Raw genomic sequence first — 25,057 nt, 5'->3', positions numbered from 1 at the left:
TGATTATTCGCATTAAGGAAAATGGGTGGTCTATGGATATTGGCGTCACGAAGGCCGCATTCGGGGGAAAGCGGAAGATTGCGGTCGTGGGCTCCGGTATCTCCGGCCTCTCCTGCGCCTGGCTTATGTCCCGCAGTGCCGAGGTCGTCTTATATGAAACAGAAGGGCGCCCTGGCGGCCATTCCAATACCGTCGTGGCGCCGGGCGATGATCGGGGTACCCCTGTCGACACCGGTTTCATCGTTTATAACGATCGAAATTATCCCAACCTCGTCAAGCTCTTCGAACATCTCGATGTCCCGACGCTCGCCTCGGACATGTCCTTTGCAGCCTCGCTTGGCGATGGCGCCTTCGAATATTCAGGCTCGGGCTTAAGCGGCCTGCTCGGCCAGAAGACCAACCTTCTCCGGCCGCGCTTCTGGCGCATGGTCAAGGACATCCTGCGCTTCTACCGCGAAGCGCCGGCACTTCTTGATCGCCCCGAGCTGGATGGCGTTTCGCTCGGCGATTATCTCGCCTCGGCAAACTATGCGGATAGCTTTATCGAAGACCACCTTCTGCCCATGGGCGCCGCCATCTGGTCTACCACGGCATCGGAAATGCGGCTTTATCCGCTCCACGCTTTTATCCGATTCTTTGTCAATCATGGCCTGCTCACGCTCACCGATCGTCCTCGGTGGCGCACGGTGAAGGGCGGCAGCCGCGAATATGTCGCCCGCATCCTTGCCGATTTCCGCGGAACCGTCCGCCTGTCGACGGCGGTGGCGCATGTCCGCCGACTGACAGTGGGCGTGGAAGTGATCGACATCCACGGCCATGCCGAGACCTTTGACGACGTGGTGCTCGCAACCCACGCAAACCAGAGCCTCGACCTCCTGCAGGACGCCGACGCCCGCGAGCGCACGCTGCTCGAAGCTTTCCAGTACACCCCCAATGTCGCCGTGCTGCATTCCGATGAAGCCTTGATGCCGAAGCGCAAGTCCGTCTGGTCAAGCTGGAACTATGTAGCCGGTCGCCAGGATGGCGCAGGCGATATGCTCTGCGTCACCTATTGGATGAACAAGCTGCAGTCGCTCGATCCGAAGAACCCGCTCTTCGTCACCCTCAATCCGTGCCGCCCGATTGATCCCGCCAAAGTCATTGAAACCTTCCACTACGAACATCCGCTTTTCGATGCTGCCGCAATTCGCGCGCAGCGCCAGATCTGGCAGCTCCAGGGTCATCGCAATACCTGGTATTGCGGTGCCTATTTCGGCAGTGGTTTCCACGAGGACGGCTTGCAGTCGGGTCTCGCCGTGGCGGAAGCGCTCGGTGGCGTCCGCCGCCCCTGGTCGGTCAAGGACGAGTCGGGCCGTATCGTGATCACTCGACAGCTCGAGGCCGCTGAATGAGGTGGCAATCCGCTATATATGCAGGCCATGTCGTGCATGTCCGAAGCCGACCCAAACAGCATAAGCTGCGTTACAGCGTCTTTTCACTGCTCGTCGACCTCGATGAGATTGCTGATCTCGATCGCGGCCTTCGCTTCTTCGGCCATAATCGCCGCGCGCTTTATGCCGTCTACGATGCCGATCATGGTGATGGTGAGGTCGGGCAGTTGCGCCAATGGGTGGAAGGCCGCTTGCAGGCAGCCGGCCTTGATGCCCGCGGCTCGAAGATCCGTATGCTCTGCTATCCCCGCATCTTCGGCTACGTCTTCAATCCGCTTACCGTCTATTTCTGCCACCACCGCGACGGGTGGCTGCAGGCCGTGCTCTATGAAGTCTGCAACACCTTCAACGAGCGCCATACCTATGTAATTCCCGTTGAGGAAGGGCAGCAGGTGCTCAGGCATCAGTGTGCCAAGGAGATGTACGTCTCGCCCTTCATGCCGATGGATTGCCTCTACGATTTTCGCATCAATCCGCCCGGTGAGAAGGTCGGGGTGCACATTGGTGAAAGTGACGGGGAGGGTCCTCTCCTGGTAGCGCTGTTTTCCGGAGAACGAGTCCCCTTGTCGGATGCCAGCTTGTTGCGCATGCTGGTGACCTATCCCTTGATGACCCTCAAAGTGATGGGCGGAATTCACTGGGAAGCGCTGCGGCTCTGGCTGAAGGGAGTTCCGGTTCATCGCCATGCGCCTGCAGCCGCGCCGATTGCCTCGACGATCGTTCTGCAGAGTGGGATGAACAAGTCATGAGTCATGCTGAGCAAGAAATGCCATCCGTAATGTCCTCCCTGCCGTTCTGGCAGCGCGTGCTGTGCCGCTGGGCTGATCGTGTCGCAGCCGGCCGGTTGACGCTGCAGTTCGAAGGTTATGGCGAGCATGTTGCCGTCGGCAGGCTGCCGGGTCCGCATGCCGCGCTGTGCGTTCGCAACGCCAAGCCGGTGTTTCGTATCCTGACCGGCGGCACCCTGGGCTTCGCTCAGGCCTTCATTGATGGCGACCTCGACAGCCCCGATATTGGTGGCGTGGTCGAATTCGCCTTGGCGAACGAAGCCGAACTCGGCAAGATCCTTTCATCCTCTGCAATTTTCGAAGGGATCGCGCGCCTGCGCCACAAGCTGCGTCGTAACTCGAAGAAAGGTAGCCGACGAAACATCGCCTTCCACTATGATCTGGGCAATGCCTTCTACAGCCAGTGGCTCGATCGCACGATGACCTATTCCTCAGCGCTCTACGAGACGCCGGGGCAATCACTGGCTGAGGCGCAGGAGGCCAAGTATGCCCGGATCGTCCGTGAACTGAACATCGGCCCGGATGATCATGTGCTGGAGATCGGTTGCGGTTGGGGTGGTTTTGCCGAACACGCAATCCGCGCCACCGGCTGCCGAGTGACGGGCCTGACGCTCTCCGTCGAGCAGGCGAAATTCGCCCGCGAACGCCTCGAAAAGGCGGGCTTTGCCGATCGTGTCGATATCCGGCTTGAGGATTATCGCGACTGCCAGGGCCGGTTCGACAAGATCGTCTCGATCGAGATGTTCGAAGCGGTGGGTGAAGAAAACTGGCCCGTCTATTTCAAGGCCGTCCAGGAACGCTTGGTGCCCGGCGGCAAGGCAATCATCCAGACGATTACCATTGATGAAAGCCGCTTCGAGCAATATCGCCGCAGCGCAGACTTCATTCAGACCTATATCTTTCCGGGTGGCATGCTGCCGTCCATCACGATCTTCGAACGTGATGCCGCCCGCGCCGGACTGCAAGTTGGCGATCGCTTCCGTTTCGGCCGCGATTATGATCGCACCCTGATTGCCTGGGATAACGCATTCACCAACAGCTGGTCGTCGATCGAGCCGCTCGGCTTCGACCGCCGCTTCTACCGGATGTGGCGTCTTTATCTGCACTACTGCGCCGTCGGCTTCCGTGTTGGCCGCATTGATGTGGTTCAGTTCAGGCTGAATAAGCCGGCCTGATCTTCCGGCGGGGCAAGTGCCCCGCCACCTCCGTCAGGACCGCAGCATCTTACGCGTCAGCGCAAAGCGCAGCCTGTGCGGCAGGGCGTGCAGCAGGCGGATTGCGAGCGCCATCTTCCAGGGAAAGATGATCTCAAACCTTCCCCCGGCGAGGCCCTTGGCAATGATCTCGGCCGCCTCTTCCGCCGACACCAGGAAGGGCATCGGAAAGTCGTTCTTCTCGGTCAGAGGCGTGGCGACGAAGCCGGGATTAATGACTGAAAGCGTCACGCCGTGGCGAGCAAGCTCCGGATGCAGTGCCTCGCAAAGGCTGTTCAGCGCAGCCTTTGTGGCTCCGTAGCTCGCGGCGCCCGGCAGGCCCACATAGGCGGTGACCGAGGCGACCACCGCGATATGTCCACCTTTCCGCGCGATCATCCCGGGCATTACGGCCTCAAGGCACTGGGCCGTGCCCAGCACGTTCAGGTCGAACATCTGGCGGGTGCGCTCAGCACTGAAATCGGCGGCATAATCGCGCGTATAGGAGCCGGCAGCAAAGACCGCGAGGTCGATCGGCCCCATGGCAGCCGCAACCGCATCTGCGACCTTTCGGACGGCTTCGCCATCGGTCACGTCCAGCGGAAAAGCGACGATCTGGCCGGGGTGTTCAGCGGCAAGTGCGGCGAGCGATTCGGCGTTGCGGGCGCTGACGGCCACCTTGTAGCCGTCCTCCACCAGCCGTTTGGCGAGTGCTCGGCCGATGCCGGAGCTCGAACCAGTGATCCAGGCGGTCTTGGTCATCACATCCTCTTGCGTTGTGTCATGACCAATACGCCCGGCATCCCCTCCCGGTTTAGCTTTGCCAACCGCGTAGAACATCGAGCCCGCTTCTCAACAACGTCTCGGCCTCCGCATGGGTCTTCGCCTCGACATAGCAGCGCATTTCCGGCGCATTGCCGGAGGGCCGGAAATGGATGACGCGTCCGTCGGACAAGGTGACCCTGACACCGTCGATATCGCTGACATCTGTCACGCTGCCGATGGAGGAAAGGAAACCGGAAAGGTTTTCAGGCGATTGGCAAATATGCGCCATCAGACTGGCGCTCCGTTCGGTCGCGAAATTTTCCAGGCGGTCGCTAAGTGCCACCGGCAGGCTGAAGGCCTTGACGAGGCCGGACAGCGACTGACCGGTCTGTGCGGCCATGCCGAGTGCGGCAAGGGCCGGCAGGAAACTGTCGCGTGTCGGAAGCGCCTTCAGGGTCTTCCCCTCGACGGCGAAGTCCGATCCCAGCATCAGTCCGCCATTCGCTTCAAAGCCCAGCACGCTCTCCTTGCCGTCAGCAAGGGCCGCCTCCATGGCCGCAATCACATAAGGCGAGCCGACGCGCGTGCGAATGACCGAAAAGCCGCCGTCGTCTTCCAGACCGGAATTGGATGTCACGGGCGTCGCAACGGTCTTTGCCTTCAGGAAGCGCGCAGCAATCAGGCCCAGCAGATCGCCGCGTAGGGGCTGGCCGTGTTCGTCTGCCACCAGCGGACGGTCTCCGTCGCCATCGGTCGACAGAATGGCGTCCAGTGCCAGTTCGTCGCTCCATTTTGCCAGCTGTGTCACCGTATCGGTCGACACTGCTTCGGTATCGACCGGGATGAACACCTCCGAGCGCCCGAGCGGAAAGACTGTCGCACCGTAGTGCTGGAACACGTTGACCAGCATGTCGCGGGCGACGGTGCTGTGCTGATAGACCCCGATGCGCTTTCCTTCCAGGCAAGCGGTGGGCAGAACGCCGAGATTGCGCTCGAGGAAGAGCGTGCTGGCCGCCTCTTCATGGTCGTCGCCCGTGCCGCTATCGACCCGGTTTGCCTCGGGATCTGCGGCAAGCTCCGCCGCAAGGCGGGTGATTGCCTGTTCGTCCTGCTTGTTGATCTCGCCGTCCGGCCGATAGAACTTGATGCCGTTTCTATCTGCCGGGATATGAGACCCCGTAACCATGATCCCGGCTGCCCCCAATGAGGCGCCGTAAAGCGCAAGCGCCGGCGTCGCGATCGTTCCGCAATCGATCGGCACAAGACCCACGCGTCGGAGCGCCGCCATGATCGTTGATGCAATCTCTGGACTGGATGGGCGGAAATCGCGTGCGATGACAACCGGCGATCCGGGCTGCGCCAGCCCTTCCGACAGAAGATAGCGGGCAAAGGCAGTCGAATAGAGAGCCGAGACGGCGCCCACCAGGTCCGAAGACAGCCCCCTGAGGCCGCTGGTACCGAATTTTGCCGACATGCCGTATCTCTCCTCGTGTTCCACCGGAGCCCTTTATATGGGCCGACGGGTCGGAGCATCAAGCAGAATACCGGAAAGCGGGATCGTCGAGGCGATGGGGGGAAATGGTGGTCTGAAATGAAAAGAGCCTGGCGCGGGAGGAGGTGCGCCAGGCTCTTAAACTCGATCGGCAATTGGGAGGAGGAGGAGTATTGCCGATCCTACCGAACGGCGCTGGGAGGAGGAGTGCGCCGCTTCGATGCTTGTGTTGTACCCAAAAGCCTCCCCGATGCCAATCCTCTTTGTTGCAACGCAGCAGTGCGTCAGACGCATATCTATTCGGGACCGTCATTGAAGTGGTCCATCGTGACCGCAGTGGATAGCTTTCGAGTCTTTCGGATTTCGCCTGTCAGGTCGAAAGCGAACCTTCGTTTGGCAAGCGTCATCCTTTTTGCTCGCCACCCTTACAATTGCTCATGCACGATTGGCATGGCTGTCACTCTGTGGATCGCACTCGATCGACTGTCGGCGCAGATGATCCATGCAGCACTCTGATCACCCCTGGGATGGCCCCGCCTGCCACTTTCCGTTATAGCGGGCCGGAGAACCAATGCTTGGAGGCTTCAATGGCGACGATCCGCACTCATGAAGGCGATATTTCCGCAGAGGATGCCGCCCGCTACACTGACGCGATCGCCATCGATACGGAAACCTTAGGCCTTGTGCCGCGTCGTGACCGCCTGTGCGTAGTGCAATTGTCCCCCGGCGACGGCAGTGCAGACGTCATCCGCATTGCGGCCGGACAAAAGGAAGCGCCGAACCTCGTCGCCCTGCTTGCCGATCCGGCGCGTCAGAAGATTTTCCATTACGGGCGCTTCGATATTGCGGTTCTCTTCCACACCTTCGGCGTGACCACCGCTTCCGTCTTCTGCACAAAGATCGCCTCGCGCCTCTGCCGCACCTATACGGACCGCCACGGCCTGAAAGACAATCTCAAGGAACTGCTCGAGGTTGATATTTCGAAGGCGCAACAGTCTTCGGATTGGGCGGCCCAAAAGCTCAGCCAGGCGCAGCTCGAATATGCCGCCTCGGATGTTCTGTATCTGCATGCCTTGCGAGACAAACTGACCGAGCGTCTTGTGCGCGACGGCCGCATGGAGCACGCCAAGGCCTGTTTCGAATTCCTGCCGACTCGCTCCAAGCTCGACCTGCTGGGCTGGGAAGAGACCGACATCTTCGCCCATAGCTGATCGCGCGATAACGCGAGATCGGATCCAACTTCAGGCCTTGCGAGAGATCCCAACGCGCGCCATGACGTCTCGGGGGATGTCGTAGTGCCGGATCATGGCCGCCTGATTGCGCAAGCCGCACAACTCCCGTTGCACCGATAGCGCAAAGACCGCCTGCGCGGCCTCGTCAAGCGCCTCTGCCAACCGTTCCGGCGCTCCGGCTCTGGCCTCGGCACATCGCTGCAACGCCAGTTCCACCTTCCGTCCGGCACGCCCGAGAGCGTCCGCCATCTCGCCGGCCAACTCCTGGTCAAGAGCCGAAAGCAGGTCTCCTGAGGTCGATGCGAGCAGAGATGCGGGCGGTCGGAAGCTCATGGTCTAGCGCTTCTTGTAGACGAGAATTGATATGCAATGACGCGAATGTGCCAAGCATTCATTAACCCAGAATTCGCATCATCACCGCAGTGAAATCGGCAGCAAGGCCTCGCGTTTCAAGGGGCCTCGTGAGAGCAAAGCGTAGAAATCAGCGACCATGACGGAAGCAGCCCACAGCCTTCTCGACAGCCTATCCCGCTCGACCATCACGTATGATACGGGCCGAACGGACATCAACGAAAACAATCCCGACGATCCAGCCTCAGGTCCTGACTATGCCCCCGCCACCTGGCTTGATGCCTTGATGGTCGACGAGCGCAGCCGTCCCGACCAGCCGCTCGGCAAGCGCATTCCCGCACCCTCCGATGATGCGGGGCTCTACCCGATGTTCCTGCGCTTGGTCGACTGACGTTTCAGGCCGAAACGCTTGCGGCGCTCGCCCGCGCGCGGATCTCGTCGAAGCTCCAGTCTTTCAGCAAGCGACCGTTTTCCCAGACCGGCTGAAGCAGGTTTTGCCGCGTCCCGAGGTCCGATAGCGGAATGGCCACGATGTCTGCCCCGTCGGCAATCGCCGCCACGCGGCCGGTCATGACTGGCTTTTCCTGCGGATTGGTGGACCGACGGCCGATCTCGCGCCACGCCCCGGCCGCATTCTGCACCGCGCTTGCGCGCATGGTGAAGGAAAGCGTGTCGCGGTTGATCTTGTGCAACAGGCCCGAGCCCATCCCGAACGAGATGTTTTCCGCCGAAAAGCCCATGCCCTCCAGCCGTCCCAGGATCATCTGGATATCCTGGATCGAGACGCCGTCGGACTGGATCACCCGCACATTGGCATCCAGCACCTTGAAGCCCTTGCCATTCAGCCGCGTACCATAGGCATAGGCCAGTTGCGCGACCACCTGCACGGGTGTGTCGATCGGATCGCCGCTGTCGGGACGGACCACGAGCGTCGCGCCGGCCGCGCGCACTTTTGTCTGCAGCTTCTTGCCCCAGATTTCGGTCACGGCATTGTGCAGGTCATAGCTGTCGGAGACGACGGAATAGGCGCCGAACTTGCTGAACTTGTCGATCAGGTGGGAATAGGCGTCCACCTCCCGATCCTGCCCCCAGGCCGTGATTGTACCGTGTTCTGCCGCCGGGATCGAGGATGCGGGCATGCTCGCCCCATAGGCGCGTCGCGCCTGCAGGATGCCGGGAAGCGAATCGGACGAGTGAAAATGCACGAGATGGGCTGCCCCGCCGATGGCCGACTGCTCGACGCTCGACGTGCTGCGGCACCCGTAATCGCTAATCCGGCTCGGCTGCAGCGCCTGCGGATCGTCGGTGGTGCGCTCAAGAAAGGGCAGGATCGCCAGGCGCAGCCGCCAGGCCGTCGTGGCGACCGTCGAGGGATACCAGATGGCCCGCAGCAGCGATGTTTCTATATGCGAGGTGAGCCAAGGCAGGGCAGGGTCGGTATTGACCACCTGCACGATCGGCACGCCCCGTCGCAGTGCCGTGCCTTCCGGCAGCGCCTCGATCCGGAGCGGCAACAGACCGCCATGGGCCTCAACGATATGCAGCCACCCCGCCTTATCGAAAGGTTGGCCATGGGCGGCAGCCACCTCTTCGGCTTCCGCCACATCCATCCGCGTTACCGGTTTCGACAGGTAGTCCTTGAGAAACATCTGCAGCCCGAAGAACATCACCTCGGGCCGGAACGAACCACCGCGCGTCGTGACAAAGGCGCTGACGGCCCGCGTATCCTGAGGATACTGAAGATAGGTCCCGAGTTTGTAGCTGTCCGTGTTCAGGATGAGATTGGATGTCATGCTGGCGCCCATAAAAGTTGTGCGGCGCAAGGCCGCCGGCAGGCAGTTTGCCAGTCCAGGTATGCGCGAAGCTTGAGCGTCCAGGGCAGCTCCGATGGAATTAGCGTTTCGTTAACCATGTTTTGCGACACTCGCCCTTGAAGCAGGAAGACGCGCCGCCGCTTTGGAGGTTCCCCTTAGCCGTTTGACGAGAGGCAAAGGAGCCCGTGCAGCGACTGGCGCCCTGAACGCGAGAGGTCGCCATGCTTGGTCCCGTCAGCGCCCAGACGAACCTGTATCAGCCCATTTCGGAGAACCGCACCGTCGCGGAAAGCCGCAACCCTGATCGCGTGGCCGCTCAGGTGACGGAAGAACCCTATTCGACGAGTGCGGCAACGGCCATTGCTGGCAATCTCAACATCATGCTGCTGAGCGCGCCTGAGCGCATGTCGCAGAACCTGGTCATCCTCACGGAGGTTCTCGCCTCTGTGCTCAAGATGAAGCAGGAACCCAACGAACCTCTCACAGCCTTTGCCGCGCGACTGATCGATGCCATCGCAACTTTGGCCCCGGCAGAACAGCAAAAACTGAGGGCTCTCCTGTCCGAGGCCTTTGCCGGCCTGCAATTGCGAACCCTGCTCCAGGCGCTGCGAAATCCCCAGGGTCCGGAAGCAGCGACGCTCGCGATCTATCTGGAACTTTATCGCCAGAAGGAGCGAGACCCCGGCGCCCGCGCGATCATTTCTTCCTATCGACAGAATGGCGATCTGACCCGCGCGCCGCCCCTTGCGGAGTCCGCCAACACCGTCCGCACGCCAAGACCGTCTGCGTCCCTGCCGACGGGCCAGACGGCGTCGCTCGTATCCGCAACAGCCGGACCTTCGAGACCGGCAGAAACGCCCATCTTCGCTGCGGCCACAGTCACAGGGCAGGCGGAAGAAGAAGAGCGGGCCACTGTCAGGGGGGCTGCGTCACCCGGTGATGCAAATGCTGCGGGCGAAGGCGGTGATTCGGAAACGCTTTCCCGTCTGCGCCAGATGCGCGCCAGCATGGCCGCGTCCGCCGAAACGTTGCCCGCCGCGACCATTTCCCCCTCGATAACGGAACGCGCAAGCCCCTCTGTTGCGGCGCTGGCAGAAAGAGAGCCAGATGTCGAGGCCGAGGCCGATCCTGCTAAACTTACCGTGCTGCCCGCCACGCAAGATACCGAAGAAGGATTAGACGGCAGGGACGATGTCGCCCACCCGCTGCCGGCGCCGGTTGCCGGTACGTCCTCCTCACCGCACCCGTCGCTCCCGGCGCATCTTCTGGAGGAAGTGGCCGAAATCGAGCTTATCCGCACCCTTTTGGCGCTTTACGCTGCCGAGGATCAACCGGACATGGCGAACCTCGCCTTCGAAGCTCTGATGGCCGACAGACCGGAAGAGCCGGAGCCAACGATCAAGCCATCAACGGCCTCCGTGCTACCGGAGAGCGTAATCAATGAGGTTGATCTCCCGTCAGCAGACCGTCCCGTCCACCTGGAGGAGCGCCTCGCCCTCACCACGTCGATACCGCTATCGGACCATCAGGAGCCCAGCCGGAGCGGGATCCATGGCAATGGTCTGCCGCTCGCCTTCGTCAATTACGTGATTGAAACGGATCATGATCCCGTTCCCGTCAAGGCAGTCCGGAAGGACGCCGAGGATGACGCGGAGCCCGAACAGTCCGCTGAAGACGACAGGAACGAGGCATCCGGAGACGAGCCTTCTGGCCAGGATCCGCGAAATACCCTTGAGACGTCAGGCGCAGAAATCGAAGCCGACGAGACCGACGGTCAGCCCGATCTCGACCCCGCGACCTCTTCTCTAGATGCGGCAAATGTCATCGCAACCTTGCCCTCTCCCGAACCGGACCCGGCCCAGGCGCTCTATCTGCGTCTCTCCGATTTCGTCTGAACATCCGCCGATGATGCAATAAAAAACCCGCCGGGATCGCTCCCGGCGGGTTCTTTTATTCAGTCAACAGCGAGGATTAGTCGTTGTTGCGGTTCTTGAGCGCTGCACCCAGAATGTCGCCGAGCGAAGCGCCAGAGTCGGACGAACCGAACTGTGCGACGGCTTCCTTCTCTTCTGCGATCTCGAGAGCCTTGATCGACAGCATGACCTTGCGGTCCTTCTTGGAGAAGTTGGTGACGCGGGCGTCGACAACCTGACCGACCGAGAAACGCTCCGGACGCTGATCGTCACGATCGCGTGCCAGATCGGCGCGGCGGATGAAGGACGTGATGTCTTCGTGGTTGACCAGCTTCACTTCGATGCCGCCATCGTTGATGCCGATGACTTCGCACGAAACGACGGCGTTCTTGCGCAGGTCGCCGGAAGCGGCGGCATCGCCGACCGAGTCCTTGCCGAGCTGCTTGATGCCGAGCGAGATGCGTTCCTTCTCGACGTCGACGTCGAGAACGACAGCCTTGACCACGTCACCCTTGTTGTACTCTTCGATGACCTGTTCGCCCGGACGGTTCCAGTCGAGATCCGAGAGGTGAACCATGCCGTCAACGTCGCCTTCGAGGCCGATGAACAGGCCGAATTCGGTCTTGTTCTTGACTTCGCCTTCGACTTCAGTGCCGGCCGGATGGCTGTAGGCAAATGCCTGCCACGGGTTCTCGAGGGTCTGCTTGAGACCGAGCGAGATACGGCGCTTCGACGGATCGACTTCGAGAACGACGACATCGACGTCCTGCGTGGTCGAGAGGATCTTGCCGGGATGAACGTTCTTCTTCGTCCAGGACATTTCCGAGATGTGGATCAGGCCTTCGATGCCCGGCTCCAGCTCGACGAATGCACCGTAGTCGGTGATATTCGTGACGGTACCGGAGATCTTCTTGCCAACCGGGTACTTGGCAGCGATGCCATCCCACGGATCCGACTCGAGCTGCTTCATGCCGAGCGAGATGCGGTGGGTTTCCTGGTTGATACGGATGATCTGAACCTTGACCGACTGGCCGATGGACAGGATTTCCGAAGGATGGTTGACGCGGCGCCATGCCATGTCGGTGACGTGCAGCAGGCCGTCGATGCCGCCGAGGTCAACGAACGCACCGTAATCGGTGATGTTCTTGACGACGCCGTCAACAACCTGGCCTTCTTCGAGGTTCTGAACGATTTCAGAACGCTGCTCGGCACGGCTTTCTTCGAGAACCGTACGACGCGATACAACGATGTTGCCGCGACGCTTGTCCATCTTGAGGATTTCGAAGGGCTGCGGGTTGTGCATCAGCGGGGTCACGTCGCGGATCGGACGGATGTCCACCTGCGAACGCGGAAGGAAGGCAACGGCGCCGTCGAGGTCAACCGTGAAGCCGCCCTTGACCTGGTTGAAGATGACGCCTTCAACGCGCTCGCCAGCTTCGAACTTGGCTTCGAGCTTGATCCAGCTTTCTTCACGACGCGCCTTTTCGCGCGACAGAACAGCTTCGCCGAGAGCGTTTTCGATGCGCTCGACGTAAACTTCAACTTCGTCGCCGACCTTGAGCGTGCCGTCCTTGGCGCGTGCACCGAATTCCTTCAGCGCGATGCGGCCTTCGACCTTGAGGCCGACGTCAACGATAGCGACGTCCTTCTCGATGGCGGTGATGATGCCCTTGGCAACATAGCCTTCGGCCAGGTCGGTCTTGGCAAAGGATTCCTCGAGGAGGGCTGCAAAGTCCTCGCGCGACGGGGTAGAAACAGACATGAAATCTCCTAGTCGCATCCATTGGGATGCGGATAGCGCCGGTGGTTCGTGTTGGTCGGGACCAAATCCTCCATCCGCTCTCTGTGGAGAGCTGTCCGGCGCGGGGACGGGGAAGTGGCCAACTGAAACGGAAAACGGCTCGGCCGGTTCCAGATCAGCGCAGTTTTGTCAGGGCAGCGTCGATCAAGACCTTCGCCGCCGAGAATGCGGCCTCTATACTCATTTCGGACGTGTCTAGCAAGTGCGCGTCTTCGGCTGGTTTCAAAGGGCTGTCGGCCCGTCCCATGTCCCGCTCGTCGCGCTTCTTCACATCCTCGAAAATGGCATCGAAATCGGCGCTCGCACCCTTGGCGATGATCTCGTCGTAACGCCGCCTGGCGCGCACCTCCGGAGAGGCGGTTACATAGAGCTTCACCGGGGCCTGCGGGCATACCACGGTGCCGATGTCACGCCCGTCGAGCACGGTGCCGGGCAGACGGGTAGAAAAGGCCCGCTGCGCCTCGACCAGCGCCCGGCGCACCGCCGGCATCACGGCGATCTTCGACGCCGCCTCGCCGATGTCGTGCGCCGAAAGCACATCTCGGTCCAGGCCGCCGAGGTCGAGCTCCCGGGCAACCTTTTCCGCAATCGCCTGGTCGTCGAGCGGCAGCCCCGCATCCAGCAGTGCCTTGGCGGTGGCCCGATAGGTCAGGCCGGTGTCGAGGTGGTGAAAACCGTAAGTCTCGGCAATCCTGCGCGACAAGGTCCCCTTACCGGCGGCCGCCGGCCCGTCGATGGCGATGATCATACCGGTCCTTTCGATCCATGCTTCCCTTTGATGCCTGATACAAAGCTTGGCGCCCCTTGCCAAGCGAGGCGGTGACACGAGCAGTGATTGCCCATGGCGCGGGCCGATCCCAGACGCTCCGGCGTTTCACCCGCAGATTGCCTTTGACAGACGCGGTGGCAGCGATTAAGGGGACCGACTACAGTTTGGCCGGCCTCGTGCCGGGCGCTAGGCGCATGCCCCTATTCTTCACGACTTCATGAGGCTTTGACAGTGGCGAAGGCAGAACTTGGAACGAAACGCACTTGCCCCGACACGGGCAAGAAATTCTACGACCTGAACAAGGACCCGATCGTGTCGCCGTACACGGGCAAGTCCTGGCCGCTTTCCTATTTCGAGGAAACCTCGGTCGCAGCCATCATGGAGAAGGCTGAGGAAGAGGAAGTCGCCGAAGTCGATACCGAAAACACGGATGTCGAACTCGTCTCCCTCGAAGATGCCGACGAGGCATCGGGCGACGACATCCCCGACATGGGCGATGACGACGTCGAGATCGACGGTGATGACGACGACACCTTCCTGGAAGCCGACGAAGACGATGACGACGACGATATGACCGGTCTCATCGGCGTCCCCGGCGACGACGACGAAGTCTGATTTTTCAAGGATTTCGAGCCCGGGTTTAAAAAAATGCCCGGGCTTTCATTTTTCGGCTTGCCATCTCCGACGACCGGAAGTATCAAGCCGCCACCCCGACGAAAGCGGTGCTTTCCACGGGGTTCCCGGAGCCGGAAATTAACCGGTACCCTGATGGGGCTATAGCTCAGCTGGGAGAGCGCTTGCATGGCATGCAAGAGGTCAGCGGTTCGATCCCGCTTAGCTCCACCAAATTTTTCCAAGAATATCTGCTTGTAAGACCGGTGCCGGTCTCAGGTCATCGAGTGTCGGAATATCATCCGTCCTGTGGCCATGACGGGTCCGATCGACCCGCCATCATATCACCGCGGCAACAGCTCCACCTTTTCCCCGTTCTCGCTGCGGTCGATCTGGAACCAGTCGATGATCTTGCGGATCTCTAGCTTCACTTCGCCTTCGCGCAGCTGCAGGCGCAGCGCGTTTTCGGTGATGCCGATCGGCGTTCCGATATAGATGCGGTCATTGCCGGAATCGTCCACGGTGTCGATGGCGAAGCGCATGGTCCACTCCTCAAAAAAGTCCGGTGCGAAGGATGACAGTGGGACGAGCTTCTAGTAACGCCTGCTTGAGCGAAGCTGACGTAACGGAAGGCAGCGTTGGACCCGCAACTTCGCCGATCGGCCGCGCAAGCCTCAGGACCAAGGAGCGACCATGTTCGTATTGTCGAAACTCTTCTGGATGGCCATTCAGCCTCTCTCGCTCGTCTTCCTGCTCTGCATGCTCGCGCTCATCCTGATGCGTTTCCGGCGAATGGCTGTAAGCCTTCTGTCGGTGGCCCTGCTGCTCCTCTTCGTCACGCTCTACACCACGACCGGCTCTTATCTGTTGCAGACACTCGAAGCCCGATTTCCCCGTCCTTCAGCCGATCCCGCAAATGTCGCCTGCATGATCGTGCTCGGCGGTGCCTTCGAAACGGAAGTGACAACGGCCAGAGGCGGCATCGAGCTCAACCAGTCCGCCGACCGCTTCGTCGAGGCGCTCCGGCTGGCACTACTCCATCCGCAGGCAAAGATCCTCGTGTCGGGTGGCGATGGCTCGTTGAGCGGCGCCTATGAGGGAGATGCGGCGGCATCCCTGCGCTTCTTCGGAGCTTTTGGCCTGCCGGCTGATCGTCTCGTGACCGAGATCACCTCGCGAAACACGGATGAAAACGTGCAGAACAGCCGTCAGATTCTCGCGCAAAACGGCCTTGCCGATTGCCTGCTGATCACGTCGGCCTTCCACATGCCGCGTTCGGTCGGCCTGTTCCGCAAGGCGGGTATCACCGTCACGCCATGGCCCACGGATTTCCGCACCACCGGCAAGGTTGGCCTCGGCCTCGATTTCACCCAGCCGACGCGGAACGCCCAGCAGATGGCAACCGCCACCCGCGAATGGCTGGGCCTTCTGGCCTATCGTGCCCTCGGCCGAATCGACGCGGTCTTTCCCGCGCCTTGAGACGTCTTATTTCTTGGAGATCGTCAGAAATTTGGTTCCGCGCACGCGCACGGTCATTTCGCAAGGTTCGGCACCTTCGTCGCGCTCGCAATAGCGCGGATGCATCTTGAGCACGAAGACCATGTTGCCGAAGCGCTTGATGAAGTCATAGGAATACATCTGCGCCGTGGCGATCATGAAATAGCCGCCCTCCTTGACCTGGAGGTAGAAGTTGAACGGGCAGCCCTCGGCGGTGCAGTCGGGACCGCGCACGCCATCGCACATGATTTCGCTGCTATTGGTCACCGCGTCCGGAATGCCGTCATTGTTGATGTCGATCCGGTCGATGAAGCCCGCACCGTATTTCACCTCGCTGCAACGCTTGGCGTAATGCGTCTTCTCGTACATTTCCGGATCTTTCAGCAGTTCCTGCTCTGCCGCCGCATGAGACGCGGACAGCGCGATAGTAAGAGCAATGAACAGGTGCTTGAGGAACGACACGGTCGGTGCTCCGAATCAAATGGCCGCTGGAAGTGCTGAAACTCTAGCCCCTGCGGCTTGCCTCGGCGTTAACGGCGTGATTCAAATCTAGCCGTGCAGTCCCGGAGGGGTGCAAGGGGAGGGGCCTATGTCGCTGTTGTCTTATCTCGATTATGCCGGCGTCGCCCTGTTCGCTGCAACGGGCGCGCTCGCGGCCTCCCGCAAGCAGCTCGACATGATCGGCTTCCTCTTCTTTGCGGTTGCAACCGGCGTCGGCGGTGGCACGGTTCGCGATATCGTTCTGGGGCGTACGCCCGTTTTCTGGGTGATTAATCCCAATTACATCCTCGTCTGCTGTGCCGTCGGCGCTCTGGTCTTTTTCACCGCCCATCTGGTGGAATCGCGGTATCGCCTGCTCATCTGGCTCGATGCCATCGGTCTTTCGGCCTATTGCGTCATGGGTGCGGTCAAGGGGCTGGCCGCCACGGGCTCGCCAACAATCGCGATCGTCACCGGAACCTTGACGGCAAGTTTCGGCGGCGTGCTCCGCGATTTGCTCGCCAACGAGCCCTCCGTCCTGCTGCGCCCGGAAATCTACATCACGGCGGCACTATCCGGAGCGGCGGTCTTTACGCTTGCGAATGAACTGGGCGCACCGCTGTATCTCGCCTCGCTCGCCGGCGTGCTCGCAGCCTTCATCATCCGCGGTGGCGCGCTTTATTTCGGCTGGACCTTCCCGACCTACAAGCGCAGGCCCGGCCGCCATCCGGATGAAGTGATGTGAAGATCAGGCCTGTTTCGGGCGAAGCCGAATAACGACGTCCACATGCGCAATTTCCATTCCCTGCGGCGGTGCCGGCAGGTTCTCGATGGAGATGTTGTTCACGGGGATGTCGAGAACGGTGTTTTCACCTTCGACGAAGAAGTGGTGGTGGTCGGACACATTCGTGTCGAAATAGGTCTTCGCGCTTTCGACCGCGAGTACCCGGATCAGCCCGGCTTCCGTGAACTGATGCAGCGTGTTGTAGACGGTCGCCAGCGAAACCGGGAAGTCGGCGGCGATCGCCTCTTCATGCAGTTCTTCCACCGTCAGATGCCGGTCACCCTTGGCAAACAGAAGACCTGCCAACGCAATGCGTTGCCGCGTCGGGCGCAGGCCCGAACGACGCAGTTTCAGCTCGATGCCGGTCTGGCAGGATGCCATCGTCAAAGACGAACTCCAGTTGTCTGCAAGCATATCTATGCCGTGAGACGGATATAGCCGCAAAACCCGGCGGTTTCAATAGTTTGGGTGGGGACAAGCCGAAACGGGGCCTGCAAGCGCCGATTTTTAGGCCCATTGGGTCTGGTGATGGTCTTTTGCTTCCTGTATGCGACGAAGAAGAAATAGGAAATACCGGCCTCTGGGATGCGCTACGTCGATAGCCGGTGACCGGCAAGGCTTCAATTTGCCGCCGTCTTGGTCTATTGGGTCCGGACATGTGAAGCAGAGGGGGGAAGAAGAAGAACGATGACAACGAGACAATCCAGCTACAATTACGATGAAATCCTCTCCTGCGGTCGTGGCGAACTCTTCGGCCCTGGCAATGCGCAGCTGCCGCTGCCGCCGATGTTGATGGTCCACCGGATCACCGACATCTCGGAAACCGGCGGCGCCTTCGACAAGGGTTACATCCGCGCCGAATACGACGTCCGTCCCGACGACTGGTATTTCCCCTGCCACTTCCAGGGCAACCCGATCATGCCCGGCTGCCTCGGCCTCGATGGCATGTGGCAGTTGACTGGCTTTTTCCTCGGCTGGCTCGGCGAGCCGGGTCGCGGCATGGCACTGTCAACCGGCGAAGTAAAGTTCAAGGGCATGGTCCGTCCGGACACCAAGCTTCTCGAATACGGCATCGACTTCAAGCGCGTCATGCGCGGTCGTCTGGTTCTTGGTACCGCCGACGGCTGGTTAAAGGCCGATGGCGAAACTATCTATCAGGCAACCGACCTGCGTGTCGGTCTGTCGAAGGACAAGGCGGCCTGATCGGCCCCGTCCACACCTGAAGTTCATGAAGAAGGTCTGAGAGATGAGACGGGTTGTAGTAACAGGTCTTGGCATCGTGTCTTCCATCGGTGCCGATGCCGCCGAAGTCACCGCATCGCTGCGGGATGCCAAATCCGGCATCACCTTTTCTCCCGATTTCGCCGAAAACGGTTTCCGTTGCCAGGTCTGGGGCAAGCCGACGCTCGATCCGACCGATCTGGTCGATCGCCGCGCCATGCGCTTCCTGTCCCAGGGCGGCGCCTGGAACCATGTCGCCATGAAGCAGGCGATTGCAGACGCCGGTCTCGAAGACGCCGATTATCAGCAGAACGAACGCGTCGGCATCATCATGGGCTCCGGTGGTCCCTCCACCCGCCAGATCGTCGAAGCCGCCGATATCGTCCGCCAGAACAAGAGCCCGAAGCGCATCGGCCCGTTTGCCGTGCCGAAGGCCATGTCGTCCACGGCATCCGCCACACTCGCCACCTGGTTCAAGCTGCACGGCGTCAACTATTCGATCTCGTCCGCCTGCTCGACCTCGGCGCACTGCATCGGCAATGCCTATGAGATGATCCAGTGGGGCAAGCAGGACATGGTCTTTGCCGGCGGCCATGAGGATCTGGACTGGTCTATGTCGAGCCTGTTCGACGCCATGGGTGCCATGTCGTCGAAGTACAACGACACGCCCGCAACGGCATCCCGCGCCTATGACGTCTCGCGTGACGGTTTCGTCATCGCAGGCGGCGCCGGCGTTCTCGTTCTGGAAGAGCTGGAGCATGCCAAGGCCCGTGGCGCCAAGATCTATGCCGAAGTCGTCGGCTATGGCGCAACCTCCGACGGTTACGACATGGTCGCTCCCTCGGGGGAAGGTGCGATCCGCTGCATGCGTCAGGCGCTGGCGACTGTCACTGGCGAAGTCGATTACATCAACACCCACGGCACCTCGACGCCAGTGGGCGATTCGAAGGAAATCGGAGCGATCCGCGAAGTCTTCGGCGATAAGATCCCGCACATCCAGTCGACCAAGTCACTGACTGGTCACTCGCTCGGTGCCGCCGGCGTGCAGGAATCGATTTACGGCCTGTTGATGATGCAGGAAAAGTTCATCGGCGAGAGCGCCCACATCACCGAACTCGATCCGGAATTCGAAGGCGTGCCGGTCGTGCGCAAGCGCATCGACAACGCCAAGATCGACACGGTCCTGTCGAACTCCTTCGGCTTCGGCGGTACCAACGCCACGCTCGTCTTCCAGCGCCACAACGGCTAAGGCTCAGGCGAGCAATTGCTGACGTTTAAATGGGGTGGCTTCGGCTGCCCCATTGTCGTTTGGAGAAGGCGTCCAACCCAACAACGGAAAAGGCCTGGCGCGTTTCCGCACCAGGCCATCGCCATCCGAAGTGGTCCGCCAGCCGTGGGAGCACGGCTTACTTCGGTTGAAAGGGATCGGTGTGCTTGATGACACCCATCAGCATGGCAATGCTGACAGCGTGAAACAGGTTGCGCGCCTCGAGCTTGATCTGCGCGGAGGCCAGTGCATTGCTGACGTCTTCCTGTGACAGCACGAGGATATTGCCCGCATCCTCCAGCCGCTTGCCTTCTGCGACGAGTTGCAGACAACGAATTTCCCTGTCGGTCAGCAAGGAGAAACCGGGCTCCTGCCCGAGCGCCTTATGGGGATCGGTCATCATCATTGTCATTGCTGGGAAGTACCATGGGAGAATGCCATGCAAGCCATGGCGTCAGCGCGCGGTTATACGGAGATCGCGAGGAATGTCCTTAACCCTGAGCGCCAAAAACTTATCGGCGCACGCTAATAAAGCGCTTAATGGAGAGCCTTGTTTTTCAGGCTGTCCCGATGACACCGCATCCCGTCGCTCTTGTCAAGGAGTCAGCCTCTAAGCCGACTTTCGCTCCCGCACTTCGCTCGGTGTCGAACCGAACCAGCGCGTAACCGAGCGGGTGAACGCACTCGGCGCGGAATAGCCCAGCCGGTAGCAGATTTCCGAAATGGGCAATTCGCTCTCGGTCAGGAGATTGTAGCTGACATCCCGCCGGATGCCGTCGCGAAGTTCGTTGAGGCTCGTGCCATGTTCTGCCAGCCGTCGCTGGAACGTCCGCTCCGACAGGCCGAAATAGGGGGCGATCTCGGAAAGCGGATAGTCGTCCTGCGAAACATGCACCAGAAGATGTCGTCGAACCTGATCGACAAAGTCGCTTGGCAATTCAGCGGTGGGGGGCCTCAGGCTCCGGCACTGCAGGTCCATCAGCTCGAAGAGCCGCCGGTCGCCGGTCGGATTGTGGGTCTCCAGAAAGGCCTGCGGAAAATGCACGCAGTTCATGCCGGCACCGAAGCTGACGCGTTTTGACAAATAGTGCCGGAAGGGCTGGAGATTGCGCGGTCGTGGCCGTTCGAGCTCCACCTCGACGAAATCTGCCGTGGCGCCCGCCAAGTCTCGCACCCGCTGCATGACGAGCCCGACAGACATGTCGACATACTGGTCACGTTTGACGATGATCGGCGCAAACGTCCACGACAGATGCGCGCCCTGCGCGTCGGTCACCAGCCGGGAGTAGCTGGTATGGGTAACGTATTGGATATGCTGGTCGAGGAAGCGGACGAGATCGAGCCCTGTTGGTGCCGACATCAGGCCATAGCCGAAGGGACCGGTCGATCCTGCTTCGTAGGCCTTGACGCTGGTCACGCCGAAAGCCTCGTCATTGGAGAGAAGCGCACAGGCCTCCAGAAGCCGGCACAGGCGATCGAGACTGATCCGCGCCGTCATGTCCTGGAAACAGGCCGGATCGATCTCCAGCGCCTTGCAAATGGGGTTGATATCGATGCCGTAGGATTGTGCATGCACGACCACGGCGGAGGCAAGGCCTGCCACAGTCGTCAATTCATCGGTGAGGTTCCGACCGGACATGCCATTCCCTGTCGCCCAAAGGGAAGATCTTGGCATGAAATGGTAAGGCAAGGCGCGCACAGAGTCGAGCGCTCACCCCTGGTCAAGCTATCACTCCGGCGTGAAACCGGACCGGATCAGCGCTTGGCCCAAAGCACCTTGAAGCGCGCATTGCGGCAGACCTCGCCATGCTGCTTGAAATGGGTCGCCAGCACCGGCTCATAGGGCAGGCCGCGATTGGCAACCATCAGCAGGCTGCCACCATTGCGCAACGCGTCGAATGCCGCCTTGATCATCGCAGCACCAATCGAAGGCTCGGCGGCATGCCCTTCGTGGAAAGGCGGGTTCATGATCACGAGGTCGTACTTCTCCTTGGTCGGCTCGGCGGCCAGATCCTGCCAGAAGAAGCGCGTGGTGAGATCGGGATGGTTGCGGGCGAGATTGCGCTTGGCATGCTCCAGCGCCGCATGGCTCGCCTCGAACAGATCGATGCGGTTGGTTCGCGGGGAAGCCTCTGCCAGCATCACCGACAGATAGCCCCAGCCGGCGCCGAAATCGGCGGCATTGCCGTCAAAGTCCGTCGGCAGACGGCTCGCGAGCAATTCAGATCCCTCGTCGACATGGGCATGCGAAAACAGGCCAGCCTTGGTCTCGAAGCGTCCCTCGATCATGACGGTCTTGGCCGTCAGCGCGGCGATCGCAGCCGACATATCGGCGGGAACGGAGAACCAGACGGCGACGCCGTGATATTTCGGCGTCGAGTCCGGCGAGAGGCCCAGCCGGTCGAGTTGCTTGCGCAGCGGCAGGATGCCTTCTTCCTTGGCGCCCGCGATCATGATCAGGCCCCCCGCCTTCACGCGACGCAGCGCCTCGGCAATATGGTCCTCGTTAAGACCCTTGTGTTTGCTGCACAGGATCAGCGCACCGTCGAAATCTTCGCCGTCGACGGTCGCCACCGGCTTCTGGTGGCTCATCTCCAGCCGTCGGAATTCTGGCCGGAAGTCCTGCACGACCGTGAGCTTCGCCTCGAAACCCTCAGGCTTGGCGAAGCCGGCCTCGGCGCCGAGAAAGAGAAAGCGCTGATCTGCGCCGGGCAGCGGAACCGCTTCGGTCGCAAAGGGATGAAACAGGGTCTTCAGCGTGTCGTGGCTCATGGCTTGGTCTTCTCTTCGGGCGGACGTGCAGGTTGTGGGGCGTACGAAAAAGGCGCGGGATATCTCCCGCGCCTCGGATTGGATCGAACGAAAGCGCGCTTATTCAGCGGCGGTTTCGCCGTCCTTCTTCTCAGCAACGATTTCCTTGCCGGTCGTCTGGTCGACAGCCTTCATCGAAAGGCGAACCTTGCCGCGCTCGTCGAAGCCCATCAGCTTGACCCAGACCTTGTCGCCTTCCTTGACGACGTCGGAGGTCTTGGCAACGCGCTCGGACGCCAGCTGCGAGATGTGCACGAGGCCGTCACGCGAACCGAAGAAGTTGACGAAGGCGCCGAAGTCGGCGGTCTTCACAACGGTACCTTCGTAGATCACGCCAACTTCCGGTTCGGCGACGATCGAGTGGATCCACTTGCGGGCCGCTTCGATTTCCTTGCCGGAGGACGAAGCGATCTTGATCGTGCCGTCGTCTTCGATGTTGATCTTGGCGCCGGTCTTTTCGACGATTTCGCGGATGACCTTGCCGCCCGAACCGATGACTTCACGGATCTTGTCGACCGGGATGTTCATCACTTCGATGCGCGGAGCGAATTCGCCGAGCTGGCCACGGCTTTCGGTCAGTGCCTTCGCCATTTCGCCGAGGATGTGCTTGCGACCGCCCTGGGCCTGGCCGAGAGCGACCTTCATGATCTCTTCGGTGATGCCGGCGATCTTGATGTCCATCTGCAGCGAGGTGATGCCGTCGGCAGTACCCGCAACCTTGAAGTCCATGTCGCCGAGGTGGTCTTCGTCACCCAGGATGTCGGAGAGAACCGCAAAGCGCTCGCCTTCGAGGATGAGACCCATGGCGATACCGGCAACCGGCTTTGCCAAGGGAACGCCGGCGTCCATCAGGGCAAGCGAAGTGCCGCAGACGGTTGCCATCGAGGACGAGCCGTTCGACTCGGTGATCTCGGAGACGACACGCAGCGTGTAGGGGAACTGGTCAGCCGACGGCAGCATCGGGCGGATAGCGCGCCAGGCGAGCTTGCCATGGCCGATTTCGCGGCGGCCCGGGGAGCCCATGCGACCGGTTTCACCGACCGAGTAGGGCGGGAAGTTGTAATGCAGAAGGAAGCGTTCCTTGTACATGCCGGTCAGGCTATCGACATACTGTTCGTCTTCGCCAGTGCCGAGCGTGGCGACAACGATCGCCTGCGTTTCGCCACGGGTGAAGAGGGCCGAACCATGCGTGCGCGGCAGGATGCCGACTTCCGAAACGATGGCGCGAACCGTTTCCAGGTCACGGCCGTCGATGCGGCTCTTGGTGTCGAGGATGTTCCAGCGAACGATCTTCGCCTGCAGGTGCTTGAAGACGGCGCCGATGACTTCAGCCGAATATTTTGCCTCTTCGCCTTCCGGGAAGAAGTGAGCCTTCACCTTGGCCTTGACGGCGTCGACGGCAGCGTAACGATCAGCCTTCTGGGTGATCTTGTAGGCGGCGCGCAGCTCGGTTTCGGCAATCGAAAGCATTTCGGCTTCGAGAGCGGAATGATCTTCCGGTTCGAATTCGCGCGGTTCCTTGGCAGCCACTTCGGCAAGCTTGATGATCGCGTCGATGACCGGCTGGAAACCGCGATGGCCGAACATGACGGCGCCAAGCATGACGTCTTCGTTCAGTTCCTTGGCTTCCGATTCCACCATCAGAACGGCGTCCGACGTGCCGGCGACGACGAGGTCGAGCACCGATTCATCCATCTCGTCGAGATGCGGGTTGAGAACATATTCGCCGTTGATGTAGCCGACGCGTGCACCACCGACGGGGCCCATGAAGGGCACGCCGGAGAGCGTCAGCGCAGCCGAAGCGGCAACCATCGACAGGATGTCCGGATCGTTTTCAAGGTCGTGCTGAACGACGGTAACGACGACCTGGGTGTCGTTCTTGTAGCCTTCCGGGAAGAGCGGGCGGATCGGGCGGTCGATCAGGCGGGAAACCAGCGTTTCCTTTTCCGACGGACGACCTTCGCGCTTGAAATAGCCGCCCGGGATCTTGCCGGCGGCATAGGTCTTTTCCTGGTAGTTGACGGTGAGCGGGAAGAAGTCCTGGCCCGGCTTCGGCGACTTGGCCGAAACGACGGTGGCGAGAACAACGGTTTCACCATAGGTGGCGAGAACGGCGCCGTCGGCCTGGCGGGCGATCTTGCCCGTTTCCAGCTTCAGCGGGCGGCCTGCCCACTCGATTTCAACGCTGTGAACATCAAACATATCTTGTCCTTCATATGCAGCACCGGGCCGCCGGTGAAGGGGGCTCGCAGCATCTGCAATGTGCTGACGCGATCACGGGCAAGACAGTGGGAGGCTTCGGATCCGGCGGGTCATCCCGCAATTCGCCTTTGGCGCGGAAGCATCCAACAATCCTGCCCCATGACAGGTCATCGGTTGGTATCGACAGGACCGGCCCATCCGGCCTGTCAGTCGTCTCGGGCAAATCCATGCGCGGGACGGGGGTCGGGTTCATTGGCCTGACCCGGAAAGGCAACCGGCGGATCTTCGAGACGAAGATCCGCCGGGAACTGTTTAGCGGCGGATGCCGAGACGGGTGATCAGGCTGGTGTAACGAGCCTCGTCCTGCTTCTTGACATAGTCGAGAAGCGAACGGCGGGTCGAAACCATGGTCAGAAGGCCACGACGCGAGTGGTTGTCCTTCTTGTGACCCTTGAAGTGTTCCGTCAGGTTGGTGATACGCTCGGTCAGGATTGCGACCTGAACTTCCGGAGAACCGGTGTCGCCTTCCTTGATTGCGTATTCCTTGATGAGGGCGGCCTTGCGCTCTGCAGTGATCGACATCGTGGATCCTTTCTAGAATAAGGAGAAACAGGTCGCCAAACGCCGGGATGTCG

At 60.8% G+C, this 25,057-nt stretch carries 25 protein-coding genes and 1 tRNA gene; 12 read left to right on the top strand and 14 right to left on the bottom strand.

From position 1 onward, the window contains the following. Positions 1–32: 32 nt before the first annotated feature. Genes ASE36_RS08045 through ASE36_RS08035 form a run of 3 tightly spaced genes read left to right on the top strand, consistent with a single transcriptional unit; the run spans position 33 to position 3,393 of the window. A complete protein-coding gene (locus ASE36_RS08045) occupies positions 33–1,391 on the top strand; it encodes an NAD(P)/FAD-dependent oxidoreductase (RefSeq protein ID WP_062277434.1) in 1,359 nt (452 codons plus the stop codon). Then, positions 1,388–2,179 (top strand): DUF1365 domain-containing protein, encoded by a 792-nt coding sequence (locus ASE36_RS08040; RefSeq protein WP_062277432.1) that lies wholly within the window; start codon positions 1,388–1,390, stop codon positions 2,177–2,179. The genes ASE36_RS08045 and ASE36_RS08040 overlap by 4 nt, the downstream gene beginning before the upstream one ends. Continuing rightward, a complete protein-coding gene (locus tag ASE36_RS08035; RefSeq protein ID WP_062277430.1) occupies positions 2,176–3,393 on the top strand; it encodes an SAM-dependent methyltransferase in 1,218 nt (405 codons plus the stop codon). The genes ASE36_RS08040 and ASE36_RS08035 overlap by 4 nt, the downstream gene beginning before the upstream one ends. Positions 3,394–3,426: 33 nt before the next feature. Here ASE36_RS08035 and ASE36_RS08030 read toward each other — a convergent pair whose 3' ends face one another. Further along, the gene (locus tag ASE36_RS08030) at positions 3,427–4,173 is read right to left on the bottom strand and encodes an SDR family NAD(P)-dependent oxidoreductase (RefSeq protein ID WP_062277429.1); all 747 of its coding nucleotides are present in this window, start codon (positions 4,171–4,173) and stop codon (positions 3,427–3,429) included. Between the two features lie 52 nt (positions 4,174–4,225). Further along, positions 4,226–5,650: a phosphomannomutase gene (locus tag ASE36_RS08025; protein WP_062277427.1), complete on the bottom strand. Its 1,425-nt coding sequence runs from the start codon at positions 5,648–5,650 to the stop codon at positions 4,226–4,228. 605 nt (positions 5,651–6,255) lie between these two features. On the opposite strand from ASE36_RS08025, the gene ASE36_RS08020 reads away from it, so the two are divergent. Beyond that, the gene (locus ASE36_RS08020; protein WP_062277425.1) at positions 6,256–6,879 is read left to right on the top strand and encodes a ribonuclease D; all 624 of its coding nucleotides are present in this window, start codon (positions 6,256–6,258) and stop codon (positions 6,877–6,879) included. Positions 6,880–6,909: 30 nt separating this feature from the next. Here the strand turns inward: ASE36_RS08020 and ASE36_RS08015 are convergent, their stop codons facing one another. Beyond that, entirely contained in the window at positions 6,910–7,233 is a 324-nt protein-coding gene (locus ASE36_RS08015) for a DUF6665 family protein (RefSeq protein ID WP_062277421.1), read from the bottom strand. A 157-nt stretch (positions 7,234–7,390) separates the two neighbouring features. Between ASE36_RS08015 and ASE36_RS08010 the strand changes: the two genes are divergently transcribed. Next, positions 7,391–7,642, top strand: a complete 252-nt coding sequence (locus tag ASE36_RS08010) for a hypothetical protein (RefSeq protein ID WP_062277418.1) — start codon at positions 7,391–7,393, stop codon at positions 7,640–7,642. 4 nt (positions 7,643–7,646) lie between these two features. On the opposite strand, the gene ASE36_RS08005 is transcribed toward ASE36_RS08010, so the two are convergent. Next, entirely contained in the window at positions 7,647–9,044 is a 1,398-nt protein-coding gene (locus tag ASE36_RS08005; protein WP_062278209.1) for a nicotinate phosphoribosyltransferase, read from the bottom strand. 242 nt (positions 9,045–9,286) lie between these two features. Here ASE36_RS08005 and ASE36_RS08000 point away from each other — a divergent pair, with 242 nt between their 5' ends. After that, on the top strand, positions 9,287–10,960 hold the full coding sequence (locus tag ASE36_RS08000) for a hypothetical protein (protein ID WP_062277415.1): 1,674 nt from the start codon (positions 9,287–9,289) through the stop codon (positions 10,958–10,960). Between the two features lie 76 nt (positions 10,961–11,036). Here ASE36_RS08000 and rpsA read toward each other — a convergent pair whose 3' ends face one another. Both rpsA and cmk read right to left on the bottom strand, forming a co-directional pair. Next, positions 11,037–12,740 (bottom strand): 30S ribosomal protein S1, encoded by a 1,704-nt coding sequence (gene rpsA, locus ASE36_RS07995; protein WP_062277411.1) that lies wholly within the window; start codon positions 12,738–12,740, stop codon positions 11,037–11,039. A 154-nt stretch (positions 12,741–12,894) separates the two neighbouring features. After that, positions 12,895–13,527 (bottom strand): (d)CMP kinase, encoded by a 633-nt coding sequence (gene cmk, locus ASE36_RS07990; protein WP_062277408.1) that lies wholly within the window; start codon positions 13,525–13,527, stop codon positions 12,895–12,897. A gap of 252 nt (positions 13,528–13,779) precedes the next feature. On the opposite strand from cmk, the gene ASE36_RS07985 reads away from it, so the two are divergent. Beyond that, positions 13,780–14,163 (top strand): TIGR02300 family protein, encoded by a 384-nt coding sequence (locus ASE36_RS07985; RefSeq protein WP_062277405.1) that lies wholly within the window; start codon positions 13,780–13,782, stop codon positions 14,161–14,163. Positions 14,164–14,318: 155 nt separating this feature from the next. Beyond that, positions 14,319–14,394, top strand: a tRNA-Ala gene (locus tag ASE36_RS07980). A 110-nt stretch (positions 14,395–14,504) separates the two neighbouring features. On the opposite strand, the gene ASE36_RS07975 is transcribed toward ASE36_RS07980, so the two are convergent. Further along, on the bottom strand, positions 14,505–14,702 hold the full coding sequence (locus ASE36_RS07975; RefSeq protein ID WP_062277401.1) for a hypothetical protein: 198 nt from the start codon (positions 14,700–14,702) through the stop codon (positions 14,505–14,507). Between the two features lie 151 nt (positions 14,703–14,853). On the opposite strand from ASE36_RS07975, the gene ASE36_RS07970 reads away from it, so the two are divergent. Next, positions 14,854–15,639: a YdcF family protein gene (locus ASE36_RS07970; protein WP_062277398.1), complete on the top strand. Its 786-nt coding sequence runs from the start codon at positions 14,854–14,856 to the stop codon at positions 15,637–15,639. 6 nt (positions 15,640–15,645) lie between these two features. Here ASE36_RS07970 and ASE36_RS07965 read toward each other — a convergent pair whose 3' ends face one another. Beyond that, positions 15,646–16,119, bottom strand: a complete 474-nt coding sequence (locus ASE36_RS07965) for a hypothetical protein (RefSeq protein ID WP_062277395.1) — start codon at positions 16,117–16,119, stop codon at positions 15,646–15,648. Positions 16,120–16,246: 127 nt separating this feature from the next. On the opposite strand from ASE36_RS07965, the gene ASE36_RS07960 reads away from it, so the two are divergent. After that, positions 16,247–16,882: a trimeric intracellular cation channel family protein gene (locus ASE36_RS07960; RefSeq protein ID WP_062277392.1), complete on the top strand. Its 636-nt coding sequence runs from the start codon at positions 16,247–16,249 to the stop codon at positions 16,880–16,882. Positions 16,883–16,885: 3 nt separating this feature from the next. Here ASE36_RS07960 and irrA read toward each other — a convergent pair whose 3' ends face one another. Next, positions 16,886–17,302: an iron response transcriptional regulator IrrA gene (gene irrA / locus ASE36_RS07955; protein WP_062277389.1), complete on the bottom strand. Its 417-nt coding sequence runs from the start codon at positions 17,300–17,302 to the stop codon at positions 16,886–16,888. A gap of 306 nt (positions 17,303–17,608) precedes the next feature. Here irrA and fabA point away from each other — a divergent pair, with 306 nt between their 5' ends. Together fabA and fabB are read left to right on the top strand one after the other, a co-directional pair. Beyond that, entirely contained in the window at positions 17,609–18,124 is a 516-nt protein-coding gene (fabA, locus tag ASE36_RS07950; RefSeq protein ID WP_062277386.1) for a 3-hydroxyacyl-[acyl-carrier-protein] dehydratase FabA, read from the top strand. Positions 18,125–18,167: 43 nt separating this feature from the next. After that, complete coding sequence (gene fabB, locus ASE36_RS07945; protein ID WP_062277383.1) at positions 18,168–19,391, top strand: beta-ketoacyl-ACP synthase I; 1,224 nt, start codon at positions 18,168–18,170, stop codon at positions 19,389–19,391. A gap of 157 nt (positions 19,392–19,548) precedes the next feature. Here fabB and ASE36_RS07940 read toward each other — a convergent pair whose 3' ends face one another. From ASE36_RS07940 to rpsO, 5 genes are all read right to left on the bottom strand, one after another. Then, the gene (locus ASE36_RS07940; protein WP_244474681.1) at positions 19,549–19,815 is read right to left on the bottom strand and encodes a helix-turn-helix domain-containing protein; all 267 of its coding nucleotides are present in this window, start codon (positions 19,813–19,815) and stop codon (positions 19,549–19,551) included. Positions 19,816–20,019: 204 nt separating this feature from the next. After that, the gene (locus tag ASE36_RS07935) at positions 20,020–21,048 is read right to left on the bottom strand and encodes an AraC family transcriptional regulator (protein ID WP_062277380.1); all 1,029 of its coding nucleotides are present in this window, start codon (positions 21,046–21,048) and stop codon (positions 20,020–20,022) included. A gap of 116 nt (positions 21,049–21,164) precedes the next feature. Then, positions 21,165–22,181: a class I SAM-dependent methyltransferase gene (locus ASE36_RS07930; RefSeq protein ID WP_062277377.1), complete on the bottom strand. Its 1,017-nt coding sequence runs from the start codon at positions 22,179–22,181 to the stop codon at positions 21,165–21,167. A 99-nt stretch (positions 22,182–22,280) separates the two neighbouring features. Continuing rightward, entirely contained in the window at positions 22,281–24,422 is a 2,142-nt protein-coding gene (pnp, locus tag ASE36_RS07925; protein ID WP_062277375.1) for a polyribonucleotide nucleotidyltransferase, read from the bottom strand. 312 nt (positions 24,423–24,734) lie between these two features. Continuing rightward, positions 24,735–25,004: a 30S ribosomal protein S15 gene (rpsO, locus tag ASE36_RS07920; protein ID WP_062277372.1), complete on the bottom strand. Its 270-nt coding sequence runs from the start codon at positions 25,002–25,004 to the stop codon at positions 24,735–24,737. Positions 25,005–25,057: the final 53 nt, after the last annotated feature.

This window comes from Rhizobium sp. Root274 (assembly GCF_001429245.1).
In the GTDB taxonomy this organism is placed as follows: Bacteria; Pseudomonadota; Alphaproteobacteria; order Rhizobiales; family Rhizobiaceae; genus Allorhizobium.
Note: the sequence above shows the minus strand (reverse complement) of the source record. Positions and strands in the feature narration are given on the sequence as shown.

Bases quoted from the DNA above. Each gene is read 5' to 3' on its own strand.
- ASE36_RS08045 (WP_062277434.1), top strand. From the start codon at position 33: ATGGATATTGGCGTCACGAAGGCCGCATTCGGGGGAAAGCGGAAGATT.
- ASE36_RS08040 (WP_062277432.1), top strand. From the start codon at position 1,388: ATGAGGTGGCAATCCGCTATATATGCAGGCCATGTCGTGCATGTCCGA.
- ASE36_RS08035 (WP_062277430.1), top strand. From the start codon at position 2,176: ATGAGTCATGCTGAGCAAGAAATGCCATCCGTAATGTCCTCCCTGCCG.
- ASE36_RS08030 (WP_062277429.1), bottom strand. From the start codon at position 4,173: ATGACCAAGACCGCCTGGATCACTGGTTCGAGCTCCGGCATCGGCCGA.
- ASE36_RS08025 (WP_062277427.1), bottom strand. From the start codon at position 5,650: ATGTCGGCAAAATTCGGTACCAGCGGCCTCAGGGGGCTGTCTTCGGAC.
- ASE36_RS08020 (WP_062277425.1), top strand. From the start codon at position 6,256: ATGGCGACGATCCGCACTCATGAAGGCGATATTTCCGCAGAGGATGCC.
- ASE36_RS08015 (WP_062277421.1), bottom strand. From the start codon at position 7,233: ATGAGCTTCCGACCGCCCGCATCTCTGCTCGCATCGACCTCAGGAGAC.
- ASE36_RS08010 (WP_062277418.1), top strand. From the start codon at position 7,391: ATGACGGAAGCAGCCCACAGCCTTCTCGACAGCCTATCCCGCTCGACC.
- ASE36_RS08005 (WP_062278209.1), bottom strand. From the start codon at position 9,044: ATGACATCCAATCTCATCCTGAACACGGACAGCTACAAACTCGGGACC.
- ASE36_RS08000 (WP_062277415.1), top strand. From the start codon at position 9,287: ATGCTTGGTCCCGTCAGCGCCCAGACGAACCTGTATCAGCCCATTTCG.
- rpsA (WP_062277411.1), bottom strand. From the start codon at position 12,740: ATGTCTGTTTCTACCCCGTCGCGCGAGGACTTTGCAGCCCTCCTCGAG.
- cmk (WP_062277408.1), bottom strand. From the start codon at position 13,527: ATGATCATCGCCATCGACGGGCCGGCGGCCGCCGGTAAGGGGACCTTG.
- ASE36_RS07975 (WP_062277401.1), bottom strand. From the start codon at position 14,702: ATGCGCTTCGCCATCGACACCGTGGACGATTCCGGCAATGACCGCATC.
- ASE36_RS07970 (WP_062277398.1), top strand. From the start codon at position 14,854: ATGTTCGTATTGTCGAAACTCTTCTGGATGGCCATTCAGCCTCTCTCG.
- ASE36_RS07960 (WP_062277392.1), top strand. From the start codon at position 16,247: ATGTCGCTGTTGTCTTATCTCGATTATGCCGGCGTCGCCCTGTTCGCT.
- irrA (WP_062277389.1), bottom strand. From the start codon at position 17,302: ATGGCATCCTGCCAGACCGGCATCGAGCTGAAACTGCGTCGTTCGGGC.
- fabA (WP_062277386.1), top strand. From the start codon at position 17,609: ATGACAACGAGACAATCCAGCTACAATTACGATGAAATCCTCTCCTGC.
- fabB (WP_062277383.1), top strand. From the start codon at position 18,168: ATGAGACGGGTTGTAGTAACAGGTCTTGGCATCGTGTCTTCCATCGGT.
- ASE36_RS07940 (WP_244474681.1), bottom strand. From the start codon at position 19,815: ATGATGATGACCGATCCCCATAAGGCGCTCGGGCAGGAGCCCGGTTTC.
- ASE36_RS07935 (WP_062277380.1), bottom strand. From the start codon at position 21,048: ATGTCCGGTCGGAACCTCACCGATGAATTGACGACTGTGGCAGGCCTT.
- ASE36_RS07930 (WP_062277377.1), bottom strand. From the start codon at position 22,181: ATGAGCCACGACACGCTGAAGACCCTGTTTCATCCCTTTGCGACCGAA.
- pnp (WP_062277375.1), bottom strand. From the start codon at position 24,422: ATGTTTGATGTTCACAGCGTTGAAATCGAGTGGGCAGGCCGCCCGCTG.
- rpsO (WP_062277372.1), bottom strand. From the start codon at position 25,004: ATGTCGATCACTGCAGAGCGCAAGGCCGCCCTCATCAAGGAATACGCA.